The organism is Methylobacter sp., assembly GCF_004322395.1.
Classification (GTDB): domain Bacteria; phylum Pseudomonadota; class Gammaproteobacteria; order Methylococcales; family Methylomonadaceae; genus Methylobacter_A.
This window is the reverse complement of the sequence record NZ_SCTW01000119.1, coordinates 1-18968: the sequence shown is the minus strand read 5'-3', so window position 1 is coordinate 18968 and position 18968 is coordinate 1. Positions and strand designations below refer to the sequence as shown.

Sequence of the window (18968 nt, the reverse complement as noted above, 5' to 3'; positions counted from 1 at the left end):
CGCCCCCGAAGGCGAGATACTTTCTTTTGCGCCGCCAAAAGAAAGTATCCAAAGAAAAGGCGGCCCGTTGCCGCTCAAATCCTGCGCTCCTCACTTTCACCGGGGGTTGCCAGAAGGGCCGTCCTTAGCCCTCTGGCAACGCGCTGCATCCATGCAGCGCCCCTGCGGGCAGTTTCCCGCCGAAAGCTCCGGTGCTCGGCGCGGCAAACGGGACCCAATCCGTGCCGCTACAAGTTCCTACTGCTCAATAGATAGAATTTAACAATGGGAGTGATCTTAAATAACCGAGAATTGCTCTAAGCTGAGAATGTCTCAGCAACTTTCGTTGTTCTGAGATTAGAATCTAACACATCGAATGGTAAGGAATCCCTTACAATCAGAAAATCATAGAATGGAAAGCCTTGTTGGTACGGCGACTGTTTTTGCACAATGATGTGTATGGGCGGAATGGCGTTATTCGATTTTCAGACTAACGCATATCATGAATTGCCTTAATTATGTTTAAAAACCATTAAAGTAATATCATCATTAAATGATTCACTGCGACAAAATTGTTTTAGCCGTTCCAGCAATACCTCAATGATGGCTTGAGGGGGGTGTTGCGCATATTCAACGAGAATATCATTGACCCGCTTGAGGCCAAAAAACTCGCCTTGGGCGTTTTCTGCTTCGGTTAATCCGTCGGTATACAGTAGAACCAAATCGCCTTGGGATAGCGTGACGTTTCTTTCTTCAAAGACAACATTTTTGTTTACGCCCAGTATTAGTCCCTCAGCGTCCAATTGCTTGCATTCGCTTTGAGATGATCTGAGTAACAGTGCGGGCGGGTGCCCGGCATTGGCAAAACTTAATTGCTGATAGGTAATGTCGTATTGCAAATAAAACAGCGTGATAAAGTAGTCGGACCTGTCCAAATCTTCAAAAAGAAAACTATTGAGAACCTTTAGGGTTTCTGCGGGCGTAGCTGAGCCGCTTGCCTGAGTTCGGATGGCGCTACGGGTTTCTACCATAAACAGCGCAGGGCCGATGGAATGGCCGGAAACGTCGGCAATAATCATATCCAAATGATCTTCATTTCGGTAAAAATAGTCGAAATAGTCGCCGCCAACCTGATCGGCCGGCAAGCAATAACCGGTAACGTCAAAATGAGTAGATGTGATCGGCGCCGAAGGCGAAAGAGATGCCTGGATGCGTTGGGCAATCTTGATTTCACTTTGAGCAATGGCCAGATTGATCTGTGCTTGGCGAATTTGCTGTTCGGCTGCTTTTCTGGCAGTGATTTCAATAATGGTGCTCAGTACCAGAGTTTCTTCTTCACTATCGATCAGGCTGAGACCTATTTCAACCGGAAACTCAGTCCCGTCTTTACGTAGTCCGTAGAGATCTCGGCCCACGCCCATCGGCCTGGACACAGGGGCGGCAAGGTATGCTTCTCGATAAGCAATATGAGCATTGCGAAAGCGCTCCGGTACTAATATCTCAATCGGTTGTCCAATTAGCTCAGTCCGCGAGTAACCGAAAGATTTCTCCGTTTGCGAATTGACCATCTCAATCGTTCCTGATTTGTTTACCATAACAATCGCATTGGGTGCGGATTCTACCGCTTGCCGAAATCTGTGTTCCAGTTGCTTACGCTCGGTAATATCGTGGATAAAGCCACTAAACATGTAGGAGTTACCCAGTTTTAACGGTGAGATACTCAGTTCAACAGGAAATTCAGTGCCGTCGCGGCGAATAGCGGTTTGCTCAATTAACCGGTTTAATAATGGGCCAACCCCTGTGCGCAGGAAGCGCTCCAATCCTTGGCGGTGAGCAGCGCGTTGCGCGGAAGGAATAATTAATTCATCAAGACGTTGACCTATGGCTTCTTCCTTAGTCCAGCCAAACATTTTTTCTGCCGGGTGATTCCAGTCGGTAATGATGCCATAAGAATCCATAATCACAATGGCGCTCAAAGAGCTTTCAATAATCAGGCGGATGCGTTTTTCACTTTCGATAAGCGCATCCTGGAAATGCATCCGCGCGGTAATATCCCGATCAACCCCGCGCCATTTAAGCAGTTTCCCCTGGGCGTTGATAATGGGTAATCCGGTCGATTCGGTCAGTATCTGGTGACCGTCTTTATGCCGATAGTGAGCCAGCAGCGCGTAAAAAGGCTGGTGGCTGTTCGCGTATCTTTGCTGGTTTCTTTTATCCTGAGGAGTAAAAAATTCGGTATAGTGTTTGCCGAGTACTTCATCCGGACTGTAGCCCAGTATTTGAGTAACAGCCGCACTGCTATAGCTGTAATAACCATCAGGATCTTGCTCCCACAACCATTCGCCAGCCATTTCCGCCATTTGTCGAAAGCGATCTTCACTTTCAGTTAACGCCAGCTCAGCGTTAAGGTCTTGTTCAGATCGCTCCTGAATCAGTAAGGCTATGTCGAGCTTATCAGATCTCAGATCGGATAGAGCAGAAAGCGATATTAATACCTGGATTTTACTATTTGTCTTAGTGACTATTTCACCGGCAAAGCTAGTCCTGGGCGAAGTCGAAGGGCTTTGGCCGGTGTTTTTTTTAGTTATATCGGCAAAGGCCGACTGCCATAACGCTTTGTCATTTCCGGCAGTGTAGATAAGGTCAACAGGCTTGCCGATGAGTTCTTTCTCGGTATAGCCTAAAAACGTAGCGGCAGAAGGAGTAAGCTGTTTAATACGCGGCACTGCGTCGTCTGAACGAACCAACTCAATGATAATGATATGGATTGCGAGCGGATGCATGTTTTTCAATGAAAAAGTCCGATGGACTTTTCGGGTTCATGCATGATTGCAGGGCCTAATCTGGCAAGTTTAAATAAATTCATAGTTCATCCAACTGAATTGCCACTAAGAATATTTACTGACTAAGCTAAGTTCTGATTTGATAATAAAAAACTCAACATCATTTAGCAATCTATATTTAATGCGGTCATTATGTGAGAACGCTTGATTTGGTTGATTTAGGTCTGTGCTTTGATGAACCAAAATTCAATCGGGTTTGGTGTTGGTGTTCTGCGTAGCTAGATTTTTACTTTCTCGCTTGTTGGCATACATAGCTTCATCGGCATGTCGTAATAATGCCTCTGCAGTGTCGCCGTGTTGTGGGTAGGTGGCAATGCCGACACTGATATTGGTAGTGATTGCGTTACCACGGTAGTTAAAACTGCTTTCAGTCAATGTTTCTTTGATGCGCTTCGCCACCGGTTCTGCTGTTTCTAAAGTGGTATTTGGCAGTAATACTGTAAATTCGTCGCCCCCGTAGCGGGCGGCGGTATCGCAGCCTCTTAAGCAGTGACGAAAGTTGTCGGCGATAGATTGTAACAACAGGTTGCCTGCTTCGTGACCGTATTTGTCATTCACTATTTTTAAATTATCGCAATCGCCTAGTAATAGGGTGAAAACATTTCCTCCACGCCGGGCTTGTTGTAATTGTTTTTCCAATAGATCCATGAACGCCCGGCGGTTGTAGAGATTGGTTAATTCATCGGTTTGCGCAGCGGTTTTGATACGGCTAAAAGCGTGGTAGATGTCGTTGGACAACATGGTAGTGACATAACCAACCAGCAACATAGGAAACAGCCAAGCCAGTAGAATGCTGCTTTGGTTTAAAGAGAATATTTCATCGCCAGGTAGGCCGCTTTTGCCCAAATACAGATAACAAGCGCCGATTAATGCCACTTCCAATAATGTAGTTAGCCTGCCCAAGGCCAAGGCGCTGGTGATGATGGGTAGAAAGTACAAATTAAGCAACAGACTGTCCTGGCGTCCGGTGTGCCAAACGAACCAAGTGACTAACAAGATCATGACCCAAGTTTCTAAAGCCAGTTTCCAAACGTTGGCTTTGGCAAAAAAGTTGAAGTAATGGAATATCATGACGAAGCCGGCAAAAGCGCAGAGCCCGCCTAACAAAAAGATTTTAACGCTTTCTTCGACTTGCCCTACCACTAAGTAGAACATCATCAAGACCAGCAGTAACCACTGGATTTCCGCGACGGTGCGGGAAAAACCGCTAAGCGCGTCGGGTTCTTGATTGAGACGAAAAAAAGGTTCTTTGATCATAGTTAAGTTATCCGTTAATGGTATTGGGCTGTAGAACATAACGAGCGGGTTAATAGCTGTAATTTTAACACAATTGCTGCGAGAAGCCGTTGGATAGCGTTATTGATGAGTGAACCTCTAATGGAGCTTGAGAAGGGAATTATTTAGCCAAGGTTAAAGTAAGTAGTAATACAAAAAATATTTTTAGCCTGACGCTTTGATATGGACTTGATTGGATACAAATTCCGGCAAACTTTTTACATGTGTACTTAGTAACGAGTGACGCTTCGTCATAATCGGTGACAACTTGCAATACAAGCCGTTTGTATAGGGATAAAAGCGGCAACGATGGACAGGAAGACAATCAGTCCTGAATAGTAGGGGATAACTTCATTAGCTGCAAAACTGAAGCATATGATTTTTTAACAAAAAACGGAATGTATACCGAAATTAGACTAAGCAAGAATATGTCTAATGATTTATACGACACCATTTTTAAAGCGGAGAAATCGGCAAAGTCCGAGGAATAAAATACATCCCAACCTAAAGCAAAAAAAATCTTATTTTTGAGGAGGTACGGTTTTTGTACTTGTTTCTTCTCCTCCACTCTGCAAAACCTCTTGCTCGGTTTTTTTATTCATAACGATAATGGAAATTCGTCTGTTAATCGGATCCAGCGGTTCGGTGTCGGCATTGTAAGGAATGCTGGACGATAATCCGATAACTCTTAAAATTTTTTCTTCGGCAAGCCCGGATTGAGTCAGCTCATATCGCGCGGCATTAGCTCGATCACTGGAAAGTTCCCAATTGGTATATTTTTTTTGATTTGGCGGGAAAGGCCGTGCGTCAGTGTGACCATTAAGACTGACCTTATTAGGTAATTCGTTAATAACCGGCGCCAATGCTCTTAAAATTAATTTAATTTGCGGCTCGGGTTCCGCACTGGCCAGTTTATACATGGGTCTGTTCTGGTCATCGACGATCAGGACTCGCAAGCCTTCGGATGTAATTTCCAATTTAATTTGATCCTTGAACTCGGTTAATTCCGGTGTTGAATCTATTTTCTCCTGGATTTTCTGTTTCAAATTTTCGAGTTTTTCCTTTTCGATTTCTTCAGCTTTCAGCTCAATTTCTTCAGGCGAAATATCCTTAGTTTCAGGTATCAGGCCTTTATCGACCTGACCTTGTGCTTCTGTAGTCAGGTCCGAGCCGCCCGCTTCAATAATGCTGGTTCGATCTCCGACATCCAATCCTTTTTCTTCCGTGGATGCTTTAAAAGGATCTTGAAAATACTCGGCAATGCCTTTGCGCTCCGGTTCACTGGTTGTCCCCAACAGCCACATAAGTAAAAAAAAGGCCATCATAGCGGTAACGAAATCGGCGTAAGCCAGTTTCCAAGCGCCTCCATGATGAGCGTGGCGGCCTTTTTTTACCTTTTTTACAATAATTGGTTGTTGGTCGGACATTTTTAAATTAACCCTTATTAGCTCTCAATTTTTCTTCCAGTTCCAGAAAGCTGGGACGCATGGTGGAAACAATCATGGTGCGCATATATTCCGCAGTCATGGCTGGCGAGACGCCTTTGGCGCAGCACAATAATCCTTTCTGGGCGCATTTAAAAACATTGCCTGATGCTTCAGAACGTTCCGCCATAACGGCTGCGACGGGACCGATAAAGCCATAGGCTAATAAAATACCAAGAAATGTTCCCACTAACGCTGCAGCAATCAGCTTGCCCAGCTCCGATGGAGGAATACCGACTGATTCCATTGTATGCACGACGCCCATTACTGCCGCAACAATCCCAAAGGCCGGCAAGCCGTCAGCGATATTTTGAACGGCTTTGACGGGCGCATGGGATTCTTCGTGATGGGTTTCAAGTTCTTGGTCCATCAATTCTTCCAATGCATAAACTTCAACACCGGTAACGATTAAACGCAAGTTGTCGCAGATGAATTCCAATAAATGGTGATCGCCGAGAATTCTTGGTGTAAAGACCGGGCTGCTTTTCGGATCGTCGACAATGCTTTCCAGCGATAATAAGCCTTCTTTGCGTGTCTTAGTGGTAATTGCATAGAAACAAAGCAGCAACTCAAGGTAATAGTCTTTATTATGAGTAGTACCTTTTAAGGTGGCAGTGCCTTGACTGATGGCTGCTTTTATAACAGGCATTGAGTTTCCGCAGATGAAAGCTCCTAAAGCAGCACCAATGATGATGACAAATTCAAAGGGTTGAAAAAGAACGCCGGGGTGTCCACCACCCCCCATAAATCCGCCCATAATTGATATAATGAGGACCAAATATCCAGCAATAACTAACATGTATTCTCTTTTGTGGTTTTTATATTGAAATAACTAAATGAAATGGAATAACTACTGGTGTTAGCAATTATTGCATGATTATTATTATATTGGTCAACACAAAACTGAGCTTCCGATCCAATAATCCTATGACTCATTTTAGCTTGAATTTGAAACTAAGGGGCTAATCATTCATATTTTGTTTTTTCTTGACTGCTGACGCTACCTTGCGTCACATCATGCTCAGCTGCAATGTGCCGTTGCTGCCGGTATTTAATCTTAAATATCTGTTTTTTTCTGCAATGCCGAAATTAATGGGCATCTCGTTTCTCTCCGGCTGATCTGACAATTGGAAATCAGATCCTGCAAGGCCAACTCGATACGGCATAAATCGGCAATCCGGCTTTGAACATCGGTGAGTTTATGTTCGGCGAGAATACGTGCCTCGTTACACTGGTCATCGTCGGTCAATTTTAGCAATTCTGCCACTTCGTTAAGGCTGAACCCCAGCCGTTGCGCGGATTTGATAAAAATAATCCGCTCAACATCATCCGTGTTATATCGACGGATACTGCCCAAAGGCCGATCAGGTTCTGACAATAAATAGCGGCGTTGATAAAAGCGGATTGTTTCGACGCTGACATCAGCAGCTTTTGCCAAGCCGCCAATGGTCAAGTTGCTAACGATTTTTTTCATCTATTGACTCCGTACTTAAATACGGAAGTAAGCTTACAGCAGTTTTACTTGCTGGAGAAAATTCATGTCCAACTCACAACACAGTGGCCGCTTTCTGCTCATAGGCGGATTGGGCGCCGTTTTTGCTTCTCTCTGTTGCTTGGGGCCCCTCTTACTGCTGTTGCTGGGTTTTAGCGGCGCTTGGTTAGCCAACTTGGCCGCTCTGGAACCCTATCGGCCTGTTTTTATCATCATTTCGCTGGCCGCGCTGATTTTTGCCTGGCAACGCATTTTTCGACCGATACCAAACTGTCAGCCCGGCGAACCATGCGCTTTACCACCGGTTCGTCGGTGGCATGCCATGATTTTCTATGGCGTGTTGGTGCTGGTTTTGCTGGCACTGTTTTTTCCTTATCTTCTTCCTTTGTTCTACTAGGCGGCTTTTATGAAACGATATTTTGCTATGCTAATGATGACTATCGCTGTTAACCAGCCGGTGTGGGCGGCACCTCGGACCGTTACGTTGGCAATACCCGGCATGACCTGTGCCGCCTGTCCTATCACGTTAAAAATAGCGCTTAACCGGGTAGCGGGTGTCACTGCTGCGGCGGTGAACTTTGAGCAGCGTCAGGCCGTGGTGACTTTCGATGATGCAAAAGCCGATGTCGAAGCATTACTTCGCGCCACTGGCGATGCGGGTTATCCTTCCACAGTCAAAGAGCTTAGCCAATGAATAGCGTTATTTTGGAGTCCACGCTGGTTTGTCCAATCTGTGGTCACAGCAAAACCGAACAAATGCCCACCGATGCCTGTCAATGGTTCTACGAATGCGAGGGCTGTCATAGTCTGCTAAAACCAAAATCCGGCGATTGTTGCGTATTTTGCTCTTATGGCAGCGTCCCTTGTCCTCCGATTCAGATACACGGCAAGCAGTCAGGTTGTTGCGGATGATAATGAAAGGTTAGCTCTCTACGACCTGATTCAATTGCAAAGCGTGCCAGTGTTACAACACTCACTGACAAGCATATATTTGTATCCGGGGGGCTGATACCGTGGCTCTGTTCTCAGACGGATAAAACAAGCCCTTAAGCGCACTCGTTTCACTGCATAACGCTTTCTTGTTTAAGGTTCTCCCCAATTTTTTAGCGTATGATCAAAGTATGTTCCTTCCACCCAGCAGCTTGCCAACGTTGCAATGCACCCAGTAGTTCCGGTTTGCTGCTTTGTTGTTGCATCGTCGCAGTATCCAGGTCCAGCACTTCAAAACTACGTTTATATTTACCTTCGCTGCGTGCTTCACGGGCGATTAACATTTGTTTGCCACCGGGAATCCAGCCGGCGAATTCGATATAACCGAGTTCCGGGTTGCTCGCATTCGGCGGTAAAACATGCAACACCCAGCCTTGTGCTGTTTTGTGGAACAACCATATTTCCCGCCAAGCTTCCATCGGTTGCACGGCCAATGCCAGCGCATTTTGTTCGCGATTAATGCTGATGGAGTTGTTCCACACGATGCTGTAGGTACAACGTCTTAACAGTTCTTGTTTTCCATCAACCAGTGCCACACAGGTTTCACCAGGTTGCCCGCTCGTGGTTACGATGTTTAAACTTTTACTTGAATTACTCGTTGCGGGTAATGCTGCCCAGCTGTTAGCACTTACCAGCATGAGGGTATTGTTGTATACGCTTAAATCACCATCGGGCAGTTCTTGGACGTTTACACTGGCCAGTTCGGTCAGTGCGCGATTCATGGTCGTGCTGGCGTTTTCGCCGTTACGGGTTTGCTGGTAAGCCAAACGGCTCCACACGCTGGCACGGCGCATGAAAATGCGATTTTTCAGGTAGTCGGGCAAGTCCCGGTGTTCCACTTTATCAAGGATAGCGGCGTATTGTTCATTTAGCTGGTAACGGTCACGCGGACCTAAATCCGGATCGACACATTCGGCGCGAGTTAGGGCTAATGCGGCTTGTGCGCGTTGGATTGGGGTGGCAACGCCCGCCAGTACATAACGATACGCTTCGCCGTCATAACACATCAGCATCCGCCCATCGCGTTCATAACTGATGAACTTGATGCCGTAACGCGCCGCGACTTCCAGGTGTGACGATAAGGCAAGAGCCGCATTTTTGCTAACGCCTGTTTCGGCCGAAGCTCGTTGGGCAAGACGATCCGCCATGCTGCCTAATGCGTCAAATACTTCACTACCTGATGCGCCGCGTAATTCTTCAGCAGGCGCGGCTTTTAAATAAGCTGCGGCGTAACCAAATCCCAATGCCTCAGCGCCGGGGGTGTCGCTTACAAAACGTAACACGGATAATAAATCTGCGGCTTCGTTAGAGGCCAAGGCGGTACGGCGAATTTGATTGGCGCGCACAAAGCCGCCGCGTTCGCGGTGGTAGTCGTACACTTGTAAATAATCCATTCGTTGCCCGCGTATTTCCACTAATTCGCCTTGCCACAATACCGCTTGTTGCTGAGCGGAATCACGAGGTGCTGCGCGTAATGCCGTTGAGTCTTGAACAATCATCGCCATTTCTGTCGGGTTGGCGAATGCCGCGCTGTTTAAACACATAGCAACCAATAAGCGAATGATGTTGAATAAAACAGAGTGTTGGCATTTTAAAATTCGGTTTTTTAATCTCCTCACCCTAATCCTCTCGGTAATCTGCTCCTGCGTTACTCTCGATTGCTGTTCCCGACGCAATTCTACCTCCTCCATCCTTGGAGTCGTACCTCCTGCATCCGTGCAGTCGTCCAACAGGGGAGGGAATAAAGTAACCGAATGTCGATCTGCGCCAGGTAAAGTTTGTCCACGAAATGCGTGACAAGATATAAAAACAGGCTTCGCGTTCATGATTATTCCGCTCCTACTGTTTCGTTGGAACGAGCTGCACTCGCAGCTGAAGCGCCCAATAAATTTGCACCGATAAAACCGCCGCCGGCAGGAGGCGAGGCGATAATCACTTGCACTTTATCGGAGAGTTTATCCGCCAATGTTTTCTGGATCAGCAATGGATGTTTGGTCACCAGTGCACCTTCACGTTCCATTTGTTCCGCGTTAGTTTTGCCCATGTGTTCTGCACGATACACTTCGGCATCGGCCAGTTTTTGCCGTGCATCGGCTTCACCTTCCGCCTCGATGCGGCGTGCTTGCGCGCTGCCTTCCGCACCGCGAATACGGGCAACTTTGTCCGCTTCCGCTTCTAATTGGCGCTGTTGAATTTGCTTTTCTTTGAAAGGCAACACATGCTTCATGGCTTCTTCTTGGGCTTTGGCGGCAATAACTTGTTCACTCGCCGCCGCTTGCGCTTCGGTTTCGCGGCGGGCTTTTTCGGCTTCGGCTTCCAAGGCGGATTGTTTGACCTGTTTTTCTTTGAGCTCCAAGGTGTAACGCATCTTTTGGGTCGCTAACTCTTCGGCTAACAAACTTTCCATCCCCCGCCGATATTCGGCGGGTAAATCAATGTTGCCGATTTGTACATGGCGCAACACAATGCCGTCTCTGGCTAGACTCGCGCTCACTTCTTTTTCAATAAGCTGTTGGATTTCAACACGTTTGACCGAGAAAATTTCGCGCATCGTATAGTTGGCAAAAACTTTATAAATGACCCCTTGTACCGCGGATTCAACCAGTCCTTTGCTGATGTCGTCAGGGCTAATTTTAGCCAGCGCAGTGATTTTAAGCGGATCTAAAGCATAACGAACCGACAAATCGACCCCAAACGACAAGCCTTCGATGGATTGCAGCGGCGCACTGCCGGTTGCACTCTGAATTTCACGCGGGCGATAAACCTGATCGCGCAATGAATACACCTGCATCTGATACAGCCCCGGAATGACCCACACATTACCGTTCCGCCATTCGCTCACGCTGCCGGTGAACTGATTAATCCGTACTCCCACTGCGCCTTGAGGAACACTTTGAAAAGGCGGATGTTGATAAATCCCATAGCCCAGCGCGCCTAACAAAACCACCGTAATTAAAGTTTTGCCGATAAACGCGCATTGTCGCGGTGCGATGGATATTGTTGGGACAACAAAGACTTTACGGGCAGATAAAGCAAACAGGTTACGAATGCCGTGGACGATGTTTTTAACGCGGTTCAACATGATGATTCTCCTTAACTGAAGGTTAATTTGCGCCTGCATGATACCGTGCGCTGGAAGACATTCTTCGTGTTTAGCCAGGAAGGTTCAATGCAGCCGCTCACCCAGTTATTTCACAGCAATGAAGGACTATTCCGAGCGCGGAAGAAAAACTCACAGCGTTTTTTAGCGGAAGGGTTGATAATTGCCTGCATGCACAAAACTGTAGGGATATTTTATGGCTCTATGCGAATCAAAGCGGATTAAACGTCTATTGCTTAGAGTAAATCCGTTCGTCCTGAGCTTGTCGAAGGATGGGCGGATTTACGGTTGAGTGTAATATGACCAATATAGCGCGTCACCTTCCTCCATTCATCTCTTTCGACAAGCTCATGACAGGCTTCGACAAGCTCAGGACGAACGGAGAAAGGTGACCCTACCGGTTTGAGAATTAACCTGGAGAAACAATGACCAAAATAGCGGTAATCGAAGATGATCGCCCCACCAGCAACCAGTTTGCCGGTTGGATTAAAGCTGCGATAGCGGATATGAATGATGTGCAGATCGATCAATGGTTTACCCGTGATGATGCGCAAGCGGCCATTGCCCGTGAAGCTTACGATATTGTGGTATTGGATATTGAGTTGGGGCGGGAGCGTCACGCAGGCGTAGCCATCATTAACGAGATCAATAAGCGACAGCAAGGCACGCCCGTTCTGGTCGTCTCCGCCATGCCCGCCGCAATTTATCGCAGCATTATGAAGGCACTCGACGCTTGGGATTATTTGCAAAAAACCACCTTTGAAGAAAGCGACTTCATCGAAACTTTCCTGGACATGTTACGCGTGGCTAAAAGCCGACAGGCTCAAGTGGCAAAACCGGAACCGGTACCCGCACAGGAATTAACCCTTGATCCGCTTTGGCAACTCAGCCCATTATGGCGCGGTGAACGCATCAACTTACCCCTCACCGCCCAACGTATTCTCGCCACACTTTATCAACATCGCGGTGAAGTGGTGTCCTATAACGACTTGTTTGAGGTAGTGAAAAGCGGGCGTAATCGCGACAATGTGCGTAAACACGTCAGCACCATACGCGAAGCGTTTCGTGAACTTGACCCTGATTTCGATTGCATCGAAAACGTGCCGATGCGCGGCTTTCGTTGGGTGTCGCGATGAACCTGGAAAAATTATTTCGTCCACGAAAAACACGAAAAGCACGAAAGGTTTCAAAGAGCTATCAAACCATAGATCGTCACCTAAAGGGGGAGACGCTAAGTCAATACAACACATTGATTTATTTCGTGTCTTTCGTCCTTTTTGTGGATAAACTGCGGTTTTTAGTATGAAAGTCGTGTTGCCGGCGCTAGTCGAACTCGCGGTGCCCCGTTTAGGCTTAGCCGCATTCCACAATCGTTTGGTGTTACGCGCCACCTTTATGTTGCTGATGCTGGCAACGCTCGCGCTGGCTATCGTGTTGCTCCATGAAGAAAAACAGCGCAGTTATCAAAACTACCAAAGCAGCTTTAGCAAAACTCAAGCGGAAATCATGGCGAAACTGCGCCACCCAGCCGGCCAATTAGCCCTGTTAAATCCCAGCGCCGGCAATTTTTCCACGCCGCTGCATCCGCTGATGTTGCCTTACGGCTCATTGGATTTCGACGATCAATATAAAGCGCAACAAGCGGTTGAAATGTCCGGCTGTAGCGTGGTGTACCCTAATGGCAGCTCGATTTGCGTCGCCATTGGCAATAATCCCTATGCCGGTGGCTTCATTTATTTGGTGGGCAGTTTTCCGAGCACCGAACTGGTCAGTAGAAAACCCGGCCTGTTGCAACTGGATGCCGTCCACCGTGCGCGGGTCAATTTGCAGATGCGTGGCAAACAGTGGCTGTGGATTGCGCCTTTTGAAGCGCAAAATGCACCGGAAGCGGCCAGCCAACAAGGACGGCTGACCGGCTTTGTCGAAACAGGCGAGTTACTCAGAAGCGATGCCAAGCCGGTGCGCGATTTTCGCGGCTGGTTATGGCAGAGCCCGCACTGTACGGGTGCCGTCAGCGATACCCCAAACTGCCCAAGGCTCGCCTACTTTTCCATACGCTTGCCCGTTGAACCCTTGCGCGACGCACTTTTTCAAGGCCGCCGCCCGGTTTGGCCTCCCGCTGATTTGGAAAATATTCATCTCAGTATGCAAGTGCTGGCTCCCCAAAATACCCAGCCCTTGTTTGATAGCAATACCCAAAACGCATTGCCGCCTTTTTCATTAAACGACTTGCAAACCATCTTGCAGCCCGGTGAGACTTTATCGGTGCGCAAACTGGGGCAAACGTCCCAAGCGCTGTTAACCATCAAGGGTAAGCAAGAGGATGAAACATCGTCACCTTGGCTCACTCGCTTAATTCATCGTTTACCGATTCAAGCGGTTCCCGAAAAGCTTGAACTGCATGACATCATTACCACCGCCGCAGGCCGTTACGAAATGCGATTAACCGGCCAACTGCGCAGCCTTGATCGCGGTTTAAGCATTGCCGCAACACGAACCTCCTGGTTTGTTGCGGCAATGCTGGCGGCGATTGTTTTGGCGTGGCTGGTGATTGAATTCAGCTTTGTGCGCCGTGTGGCGGTTCTCACCAAACGCGCTGCAACGGTGTCGCACACCATGCAAGAAGGACAGTTTGAACAACAGTTTAAGCAACTGGATTTTGCTGACTTACGCGGACATGATGAATTAGGGATTTTGGCAGGCAGCTTAGCGGATTTATTACAGCGCGTTAAAAACGACATACAGCGCGAACACATCCGTACTCAACAAGAACGCGAAATGTGGCATGCCGTCGGACACGAAATTATGTCGCCCCTGCAATCGTTGATGGTATTGCATGGCTCATCCGACGATGCTAGTCATCGCTATGTACAACGCATGCAACAAGCCGTGCGCGTGTTATACGGCAGCGCTTCGCCCAGCGAAGCCTTGGAAGCCGTAACCTTGCAGATCGATACACTGGACATCAATCAATTTTTACAAAATGTCGCCGATAATGCCCATTTTGCAGGCGTGTTAAACGTACAGTTTCAAACGGACTCACTGCCGAACACACAAGTACATGCGGACGAATTTTCTCTCGAAGATGTCATCACGCACATTCTGCGTAACGCCGATCGCCATCGCATTCCAGGCACTGTCATTCACATCAACCTTAGCGTCATCGACAACACCGCGCACATCGGCATTCACAACCAAGGCCCCCCGATCAGCTCCGCGTTATTGGACAAAATATTTGAGTACGGTATCTCAGATATGGAGGTCTTTAATAGCAACGAGCGACGAGGACAAGGACTGTTTGTTGCGCGAACTTATATGGCAAAAATGGGAGGGACAATTCGGGTCGAAAATCAAAATGACGGGGTGAGTTTTGTATTGACCCTGCAGTGTGTGGTGTAGCGGGCTTGCTGTCAAAGTTAATGGCTTAGAAATTAATAAGCAGTTACCATGAAGAGCATGAAGGACATGAAGAGTTAAATTCTTCATGTCCTTCATGCTCTTCATGGTTTAAAAATAAGTTTATAAACAAAACTTACTCAAGTTATTTACGGTAGATGACTGGCATAAACAAAAAGCCTTGGAAAAAATTTTAATCTTCAAGCCTTAATAAAATCGATCAGGATTCGGTTGATGTTTTGCGTGAAGTCAGGGAAGCTCGTGCGCAACAAGTTATTGATGCAGCGCGAAGTTAACTATGCAACGTTATGTAATACCAATCCCAATAAGTTCACATACCATCCCTTCTCCAGTGGGAGAAGGCTAGGTTGAGGGGATTTTAATAATAACTTATTGGGATTGGTATAATTGACAGTTCGGTTTTTGTGAAGCTGTTTCTTGATGAAGTTGATAGAGACAAAGCACAACAACTTTTTATTCAGGCGGCGGCAGATCAGGTAATACTGATTGCGCCTGACTTGCTTTACTTGGATGTTATTAATACAGCCCAACGTTGCGGTATTCCGCTTGAGGGCGTGGTTGAGTTGCTTGAGGCGCAGAAATATTTGCTGCAAATGCGGGCGGTTTCCGATGCTGAGCGAAAAATGGCCTTACAGATTATTGCTCAAGGTCACGCCAAAAGCGGTTATCCTTCAATTTATGACGCTCTTTTTCATGCGATGGCTTTATGTAATGAAGGCGTGTTGGTGACAGCCGATAAACGGCATTTTGCTAAAACTCAGCAGCTTGGCAGTATTTATCTGTTGAGTGAGTTGTCTTTTTGATAAATGTAATAGTACATCCTACACACTTACCGATCGATAACGACCCGTTGTTGCCGTTCAAAGAACTTTCTTAGTCGTCTGATACTTGCCAAACAGCTGACAGTTGTAAGATAAAAAAGAAACTTTATTTCTGAATAATACATTGCTAAAAACAGGAGAGATGATGGAATTTGAATTTAAACATTTAGTCGTTTTGATGCTATTAATTTCTGGAACATCTACACTTAACGCTAAAGAAATAACTACTAAAGTTGTTGATGGACTTGGTCGACCAGTCAGTAATGTTAAGGTTAACATCCATTGGCTTAAGGCAGTAACCGAGGATGATGTCCGAGAAATAACCTTAGTAAAGTTAAAATCAGATCAAAATGGACTGGTTAAAGGAAACTATGACGAAACCTCTGTTCCTCATGACGAAACTATTTCCTACGGTGTTTCTAAGAGAGGTTATCGGGAATATACATCATCAAACTATAAACCTGAGTACATTGTTAAACGAGAATATAAACTAATTGATCTAAAAAGGATTATTAAATCTTCTGGTGATAAGCAAATTGAACAACTACGCGAGTTTCTAGCAGGCGAATACACAAATTCAAAGTTGCCACTTGAAGAGCAAGTGTTTATCGAAGAAGAAAAACTCAGACCTGCACTAAGATCGTTATTACCTGATCCTCATGTTGGCATGGCGGCAACAGGGTTGCTTTCGCTTATAGGTGTTCCAGAGGACTTGCAACTCATTGTAGATCATGCGCCACAGCCAAAGGATGAAGCGTTTGGTAGTCGTTGGGCTTATCAAGTTGTCACAGCCTTACTTGAACCTTCTTCAGATAAAGAATGGTTGTTTCTGAGGGATTCCGCAATAAACAAATATGAAGACAAATGGGTTGAATACGGAGCCATTCAAACCTTAAAACTAATCGCCTCACCAAATAGTAAACGGATTTTAAATGAAGTTGCATTAATTAATAAAAGTCGTGTTGAGGAGCTTCAACGAGCAATCGAGTATATTGATTCAAAACCTGAACCTATTGCTGACAAAAACCTGCTAAATGCTGGAAAAAAAATTGCTAGAATATTAAATATTGGCAAATGGCAAAAAAATTCAAAGCCCCGTTATAACAAGAAGAAAGATAAGGCTTTAATTGATTGTGAATATATTGCGGGTAGAGATTGGCTTCTTTACACCGCAACTTTCCATAAGATTTTGGGCGTTTGGAAACTTCGTGGTGTTCGAGAAACGGGGCAAGCTCTTCTACCCTATAAAAATTAGGAATAACCACTGCCAATCGGACTAATATAACTATTCCGGCTGGCTACTTTGAACGTTGGATGACTGTTATCGGACTTTGACTTGCCGTTAACCTGGAATTACTAATTGACCGGTATGGCCGGTTACAAACGAATTGTCAATTAAGACAATGTGATAGAAATTATTGTCAGCCAGTTTTGACGTTACTGACTGGCAAATATTCGATGCTGCTTCACACTCCTAGGCATTTGTACTAATTATTTAGCTTGTTTTATTGTGTTCAAATTTTTGTAATTGATTTTTGTCATATGCGATTCAAAAGGCTTAAAGCCAACCAAATTTTTTAGTAATAATGGGGTGTAAAATGACCGCGACCGTTAAAAACGTTCAAGATGACGTAAGTTCAGATATTAAAGAATCTGGCGATGCAATAAATTTCACAGATCATGATGCCAAGATTGCTGAACTTGCTTATTACAAAGCTGAAAGTAGAGGTTTTGAACCGGGTCGCGAACTTGATGACTGGCTTGAGGCAGAACAAGAATTAACTGGTTCTGCTCGATTTCATGGGGTAGTTGCCAAAGCCGGGTAGGTCGGACAACATCTTTTCGTTGCCCGACATTTTGGCTGCCCATTTTTTCTTAATTTAAAAAAACATGAGCGAAGCTCGCCCCTTTACTCTATCTTTTGCGTTGCCGAAAAATGTCGTTTTGTGTCCATGCGTTTATGCAGAAGCCGCATAACCGTCACACCATCCATGTTTTTCACATAGTAAACAATATGGCTTACATAAGGAAAGCTCAATAAATCTTTAAAGATTCTGTCTTGGTTCATACCAAGCGAAGGCTCAAGTGCAAGTTTTCCAAGTAACACTTCAAGTCCGTCTACATATTTTAAGGCTTGAGATTGTCCCCAGTTTTTTAAAGTATGCTCAACAATTGCATCAAGATCACGTTCGGCTTGTTCGGTAAACTTATAGTGCGGCATTCGTTATGCGTTTTCTTTGGCGATCCATCACCTCTTGACCCTCTTTAATACGCCCCGCGTGTAAATCATCAAAACCTTTTTGCAGTTCCGATTTTAGCCATTGTTCTTTTAAGAATTGTAATTCTTCATATTCGCTTGCCGAAACCATAACCGCCACAGGTTTGCCGTTTTTATTAATACCAATAGGCTCTTTTTGGGCTTTCAGTAGAATTTCCCCAAATTCTCTTTTGGCATCGCTCGCGTTACATATTTCCATGACAACCTCAATATCAATTAATTTAATTATTTTGATCAATCTAACTAGAACAGGTTTTGTTGTCAAACAGTAAAACATTGGAGCTAGGCTAATTTTTAAACACCTTAACAATCTCGCTCAAAATAAGTTTCCGTTCTTCTGCCGTGAGTGGCGGAAACTGTTTGGGATCAGAGGTTTTCGGCGGCATTTGCCGGTAGCGGACTTTTGTCAGCAAGCTGCTTTCTTCAAGCCCTGAAAGATTGAGTTTGCCGGAATCAATCAAGGCCTTTAAATTGACTTGGGGCTGGTCGTCCGCCATTTCGGCGTGACACGCGCCGCACTTGGTTTTTAACAGCTGACTTATTGGCGCGAACTTTTGCATCATGGTTTCGGTAATTTTGAAGGTGTCGGCATTGGCGGCAATCAAGTCGATTTTATTTACCCGCTCTCCGAGGCTTAAGCGAAGAATGGCTCCATTTTTGTCGTCAATAATAATAATCGAGCCATCGCTCCATTCCAGTAATCCGGTAGGCGCACCCAGTGGATTGAGGTTATTGGCGCTGCTCCAATTTGAAATCACCTCGATCAGCGGCGCGTTCTTATCGGGCTTGCCGTTTGCATCCACGGGCAGGGCCACTAATCTATGACCGTATGCCGCATAGCCATGCAGAGCGATTAATAGCGTATTTGCCAGCATAGGCAGTTTTTTTGATGAGGGATAAATCATGCCCAGCGGGGCGCTGTGTCCGGGCAGAGGTCGATAGGCCGGGATAAAACTTGAGTTCTCGCATTCCTCTTTTCTGGTTTTAAACTCTGCAAACGATACGACTTTATCGCCATCGTTATAGCAATAGGGCCAGCCGTAATGTTGAGCCTTATTGTCCGGCGATAATTGTAAAATATTGATTTCTTCAGAAGGCAGTTCGCTATCGGGCAGATCGATGGCATTTTCGCCTTGCGCAACCAAGCCGCTTGGATGAACGGTTAATGCCATTGAGTTTCTCAAGCCGTTGGCGAAGGTTATGCCGGAATCGGCAATCAGGTTCATTTGAGCATCTAAAGAATATCGCCGCACCGAGGCCAAAGGCAGCTCGCCGGAGTTTTCATCACA

At 46.0% G+C, this 18968-nt stretch carries 19 protein-coding genes; 9 read left to right on the top strand and 10 right to left on the bottom strand.

The annotated features are described in order from the left end of the window. A partial coding sequence (locus EPO18_RS16180; protein WP_292435056.1) for a hypothetical protein occupies positions 1-262 on the top strand: 262 nt, incomplete at its 5' end. 229 nt (positions 263-491) lie between these two features. On the opposite strand, the gene EPO18_RS16175 is transcribed toward EPO18_RS16180, so the two are convergent. The 5 genes from EPO18_RS16175 to merR form a co-directional block, all read right to left on the bottom strand. Beyond that, positions 492-2762: a PAS domain S-box protein gene (locus tag EPO18_RS16175; protein ID WP_292435058.1), complete on the bottom strand. Its 2271-nt coding sequence runs from the start codon at positions 2760-2762 to the stop codon at positions 492-494. 246 nt (positions 2763-3008) lie between these two features. After that, positions 3009-4079 (bottom strand): GGDEF domain-containing protein, encoded by a 1071-nt coding sequence (locus EPO18_RS16170; protein ID WP_292435055.1) that lies wholly within the window; start codon positions 4077-4079, stop codon positions 3009-3011. A 539-nt stretch (positions 4080-4618) separates the two neighbouring features. Beyond that, the gene (gene motB, locus EPO18_RS16165) at positions 4619-5524 is read right to left on the bottom strand and encodes a flagellar motor protein MotB (RefSeq protein WP_292435053.1); all 906 of its coding nucleotides are present in this window, start codon (positions 5522-5524) and stop codon (positions 4619-4621) included. 7 nt (positions 5525-5531) lie between these two features. Further along, positions 5532-6380 carry a flagellar motor stator protein MotA gene (gene motA, locus EPO18_RS16160; RefSeq protein ID WP_292435051.1) on the bottom strand — a complete coding sequence of 283 codons (849 nt, stop codon included), beginning with the start codon at positions 6378-6380 and terminating at the stop codon, positions 5532-5534. Between the two features lie 258 nt (positions 6381-6638). After that, positions 6639-7055, bottom strand: coding sequence for an Hg(II)-responsive transcriptional regulator (gene merR / locus EPO18_RS16155; protein WP_292435049.1), 417 nt, complete (start codon positions 7053-7055; stop codon positions 6639-6641). Positions 7056-7119: 64 nt separating this feature from the next. Here merR and merT point away from each other — a divergent pair, with 64 nt between their 5' ends. Genes merT through EPO18_RS16140 form a run of 3 tightly spaced genes read left to right on the top strand, consistent with a single transcriptional unit; the run spans position 7120 to position 7985 of the window. Continuing rightward, positions 7120-7470, top strand: coding sequence for a mercuric ion transporter MerT (merT, locus tag EPO18_RS16150; protein WP_292435046.1), 351 nt, complete (start codon positions 7120-7122; stop codon positions 7468-7470). Positions 7471-7479: 9 nt separating this feature from the next. Continuing rightward, positions 7480-7767, top strand: coding sequence for a mercury resistance system periplasmic binding protein MerP (merP, locus tag EPO18_RS16145; protein WP_292435044.1), 288 nt, complete (start codon positions 7480-7482; stop codon positions 7765-7767). After that, complete coding sequence (locus tag EPO18_RS16140) at positions 7764-7985, top strand: GDCCVxC domain-containing (seleno)protein (protein ID WP_292435042.1); 222 nt, start codon at positions 7764-7766, stop codon at positions 7983-7985. Before merP ends, EPO18_RS16140 begins: the two co-directional genes overlap by 4 nt. A gap of 191 nt (positions 7986-8176) precedes the next feature. Here the strand turns inward: EPO18_RS16140 and EPO18_RS16135 are convergent, their stop codons facing one another. Then, a complete protein-coding gene (locus tag EPO18_RS16135) occupies positions 8177-9889 on the bottom strand; it encodes a hypothetical protein (RefSeq protein WP_292435039.1) in 1713 nt (570 codons plus the stop codon). Positions 9890-9891: 2 nt separating this feature from the next. Continuing rightward, the gene (locus EPO18_RS16130; RefSeq protein ID WP_292435036.1) at positions 9892-11145 is read right to left on the bottom strand and encodes a prohibitin family protein; all 1254 of its coding nucleotides are present in this window, start codon (positions 11143-11145) and stop codon (positions 9892-9894) included. 443 nt (positions 11146-11588) lie between these two features. Between EPO18_RS16130 and EPO18_RS16125 the strand changes: the two genes are divergently transcribed. The 5 genes from EPO18_RS16125 to EPO18_RS16105 all read left to right on the top strand — a co-directional run bounded on the left by EPO18_RS16125 (position 11589) and on the right by EPO18_RS16105 (position 17227). Continuing rightward, positions 11589-12299 (top strand): response regulator, encoded by a 711-nt coding sequence (locus EPO18_RS16125; protein WP_292435034.1) that lies wholly within the window; start codon positions 11589-11591, stop codon positions 12297-12299. Between the two features lie 166 nt (positions 12300-12465). Further along, positions 12466-14562 carry a sensor histidine kinase gene (locus tag EPO18_RS16120; protein ID WP_292435032.1) on the top strand — a complete coding sequence of 699 codons (2097 nt, stop codon included), beginning with the start codon at positions 12466-12468 and terminating at the stop codon, positions 14560-14562. Positions 14563-14951: 389 nt separating this feature from the next. Then, on the top strand, positions 14952-15383 hold the full coding sequence (locus EPO18_RS16115; RefSeq protein ID WP_363331519.1) for a type II toxin-antitoxin system VapC family toxin: 432 nt from the start codon (positions 14952-14954) through the stop codon (positions 15381-15383). 163 nt (positions 15384-15546) lie between these two features. Next, entirely contained in the window at positions 15547-16656 is a 1110-nt protein-coding gene (locus EPO18_RS16110; protein WP_292435030.1) for a hypothetical protein, read from the top strand. 343 nt (positions 16657-16999) lie between these two features. Next, complete coding sequence (locus EPO18_RS16105) at positions 17000-17227, top strand: DUF2934 domain-containing protein (protein WP_292435028.1); 228 nt, start codon at positions 17000-17002, stop codon at positions 17225-17227. 83 nt (positions 17228-17310) lie between these two features. On the opposite strand, the gene EPO18_RS16100 is transcribed toward EPO18_RS16105, so the two are convergent. The 3 genes from EPO18_RS16100 to EPO18_RS16090 form a co-directional block, all read right to left on the bottom strand. Beyond that, the gene (locus EPO18_RS16100) at positions 17311-17622 is read right to left on the bottom strand and encodes a type II toxin-antitoxin system RelE/ParE family toxin (RefSeq protein WP_292435026.1); all 312 of its coding nucleotides are present in this window, start codon (positions 17620-17622) and stop codon (positions 17311-17313) included. Beyond that, entirely contained in the window at positions 17609-17944 is a 336-nt protein-coding gene (locus tag EPO18_RS16095) for a type II toxin-antitoxin system Phd/YefM family antitoxin (RefSeq protein WP_292435024.1), read from the bottom strand. Before EPO18_RS16095 ends, EPO18_RS16100 begins: the two co-directional genes overlap by 14 nt. A gap of 22 nt (positions 17945-17966) precedes the next feature. Then, a partial coding sequence (locus EPO18_RS16090) for a PQQ-dependent sugar dehydrogenase (RefSeq protein WP_292435022.1) occupies positions 17967-18968 on the bottom strand: 1002 nt, incomplete at its 5' end.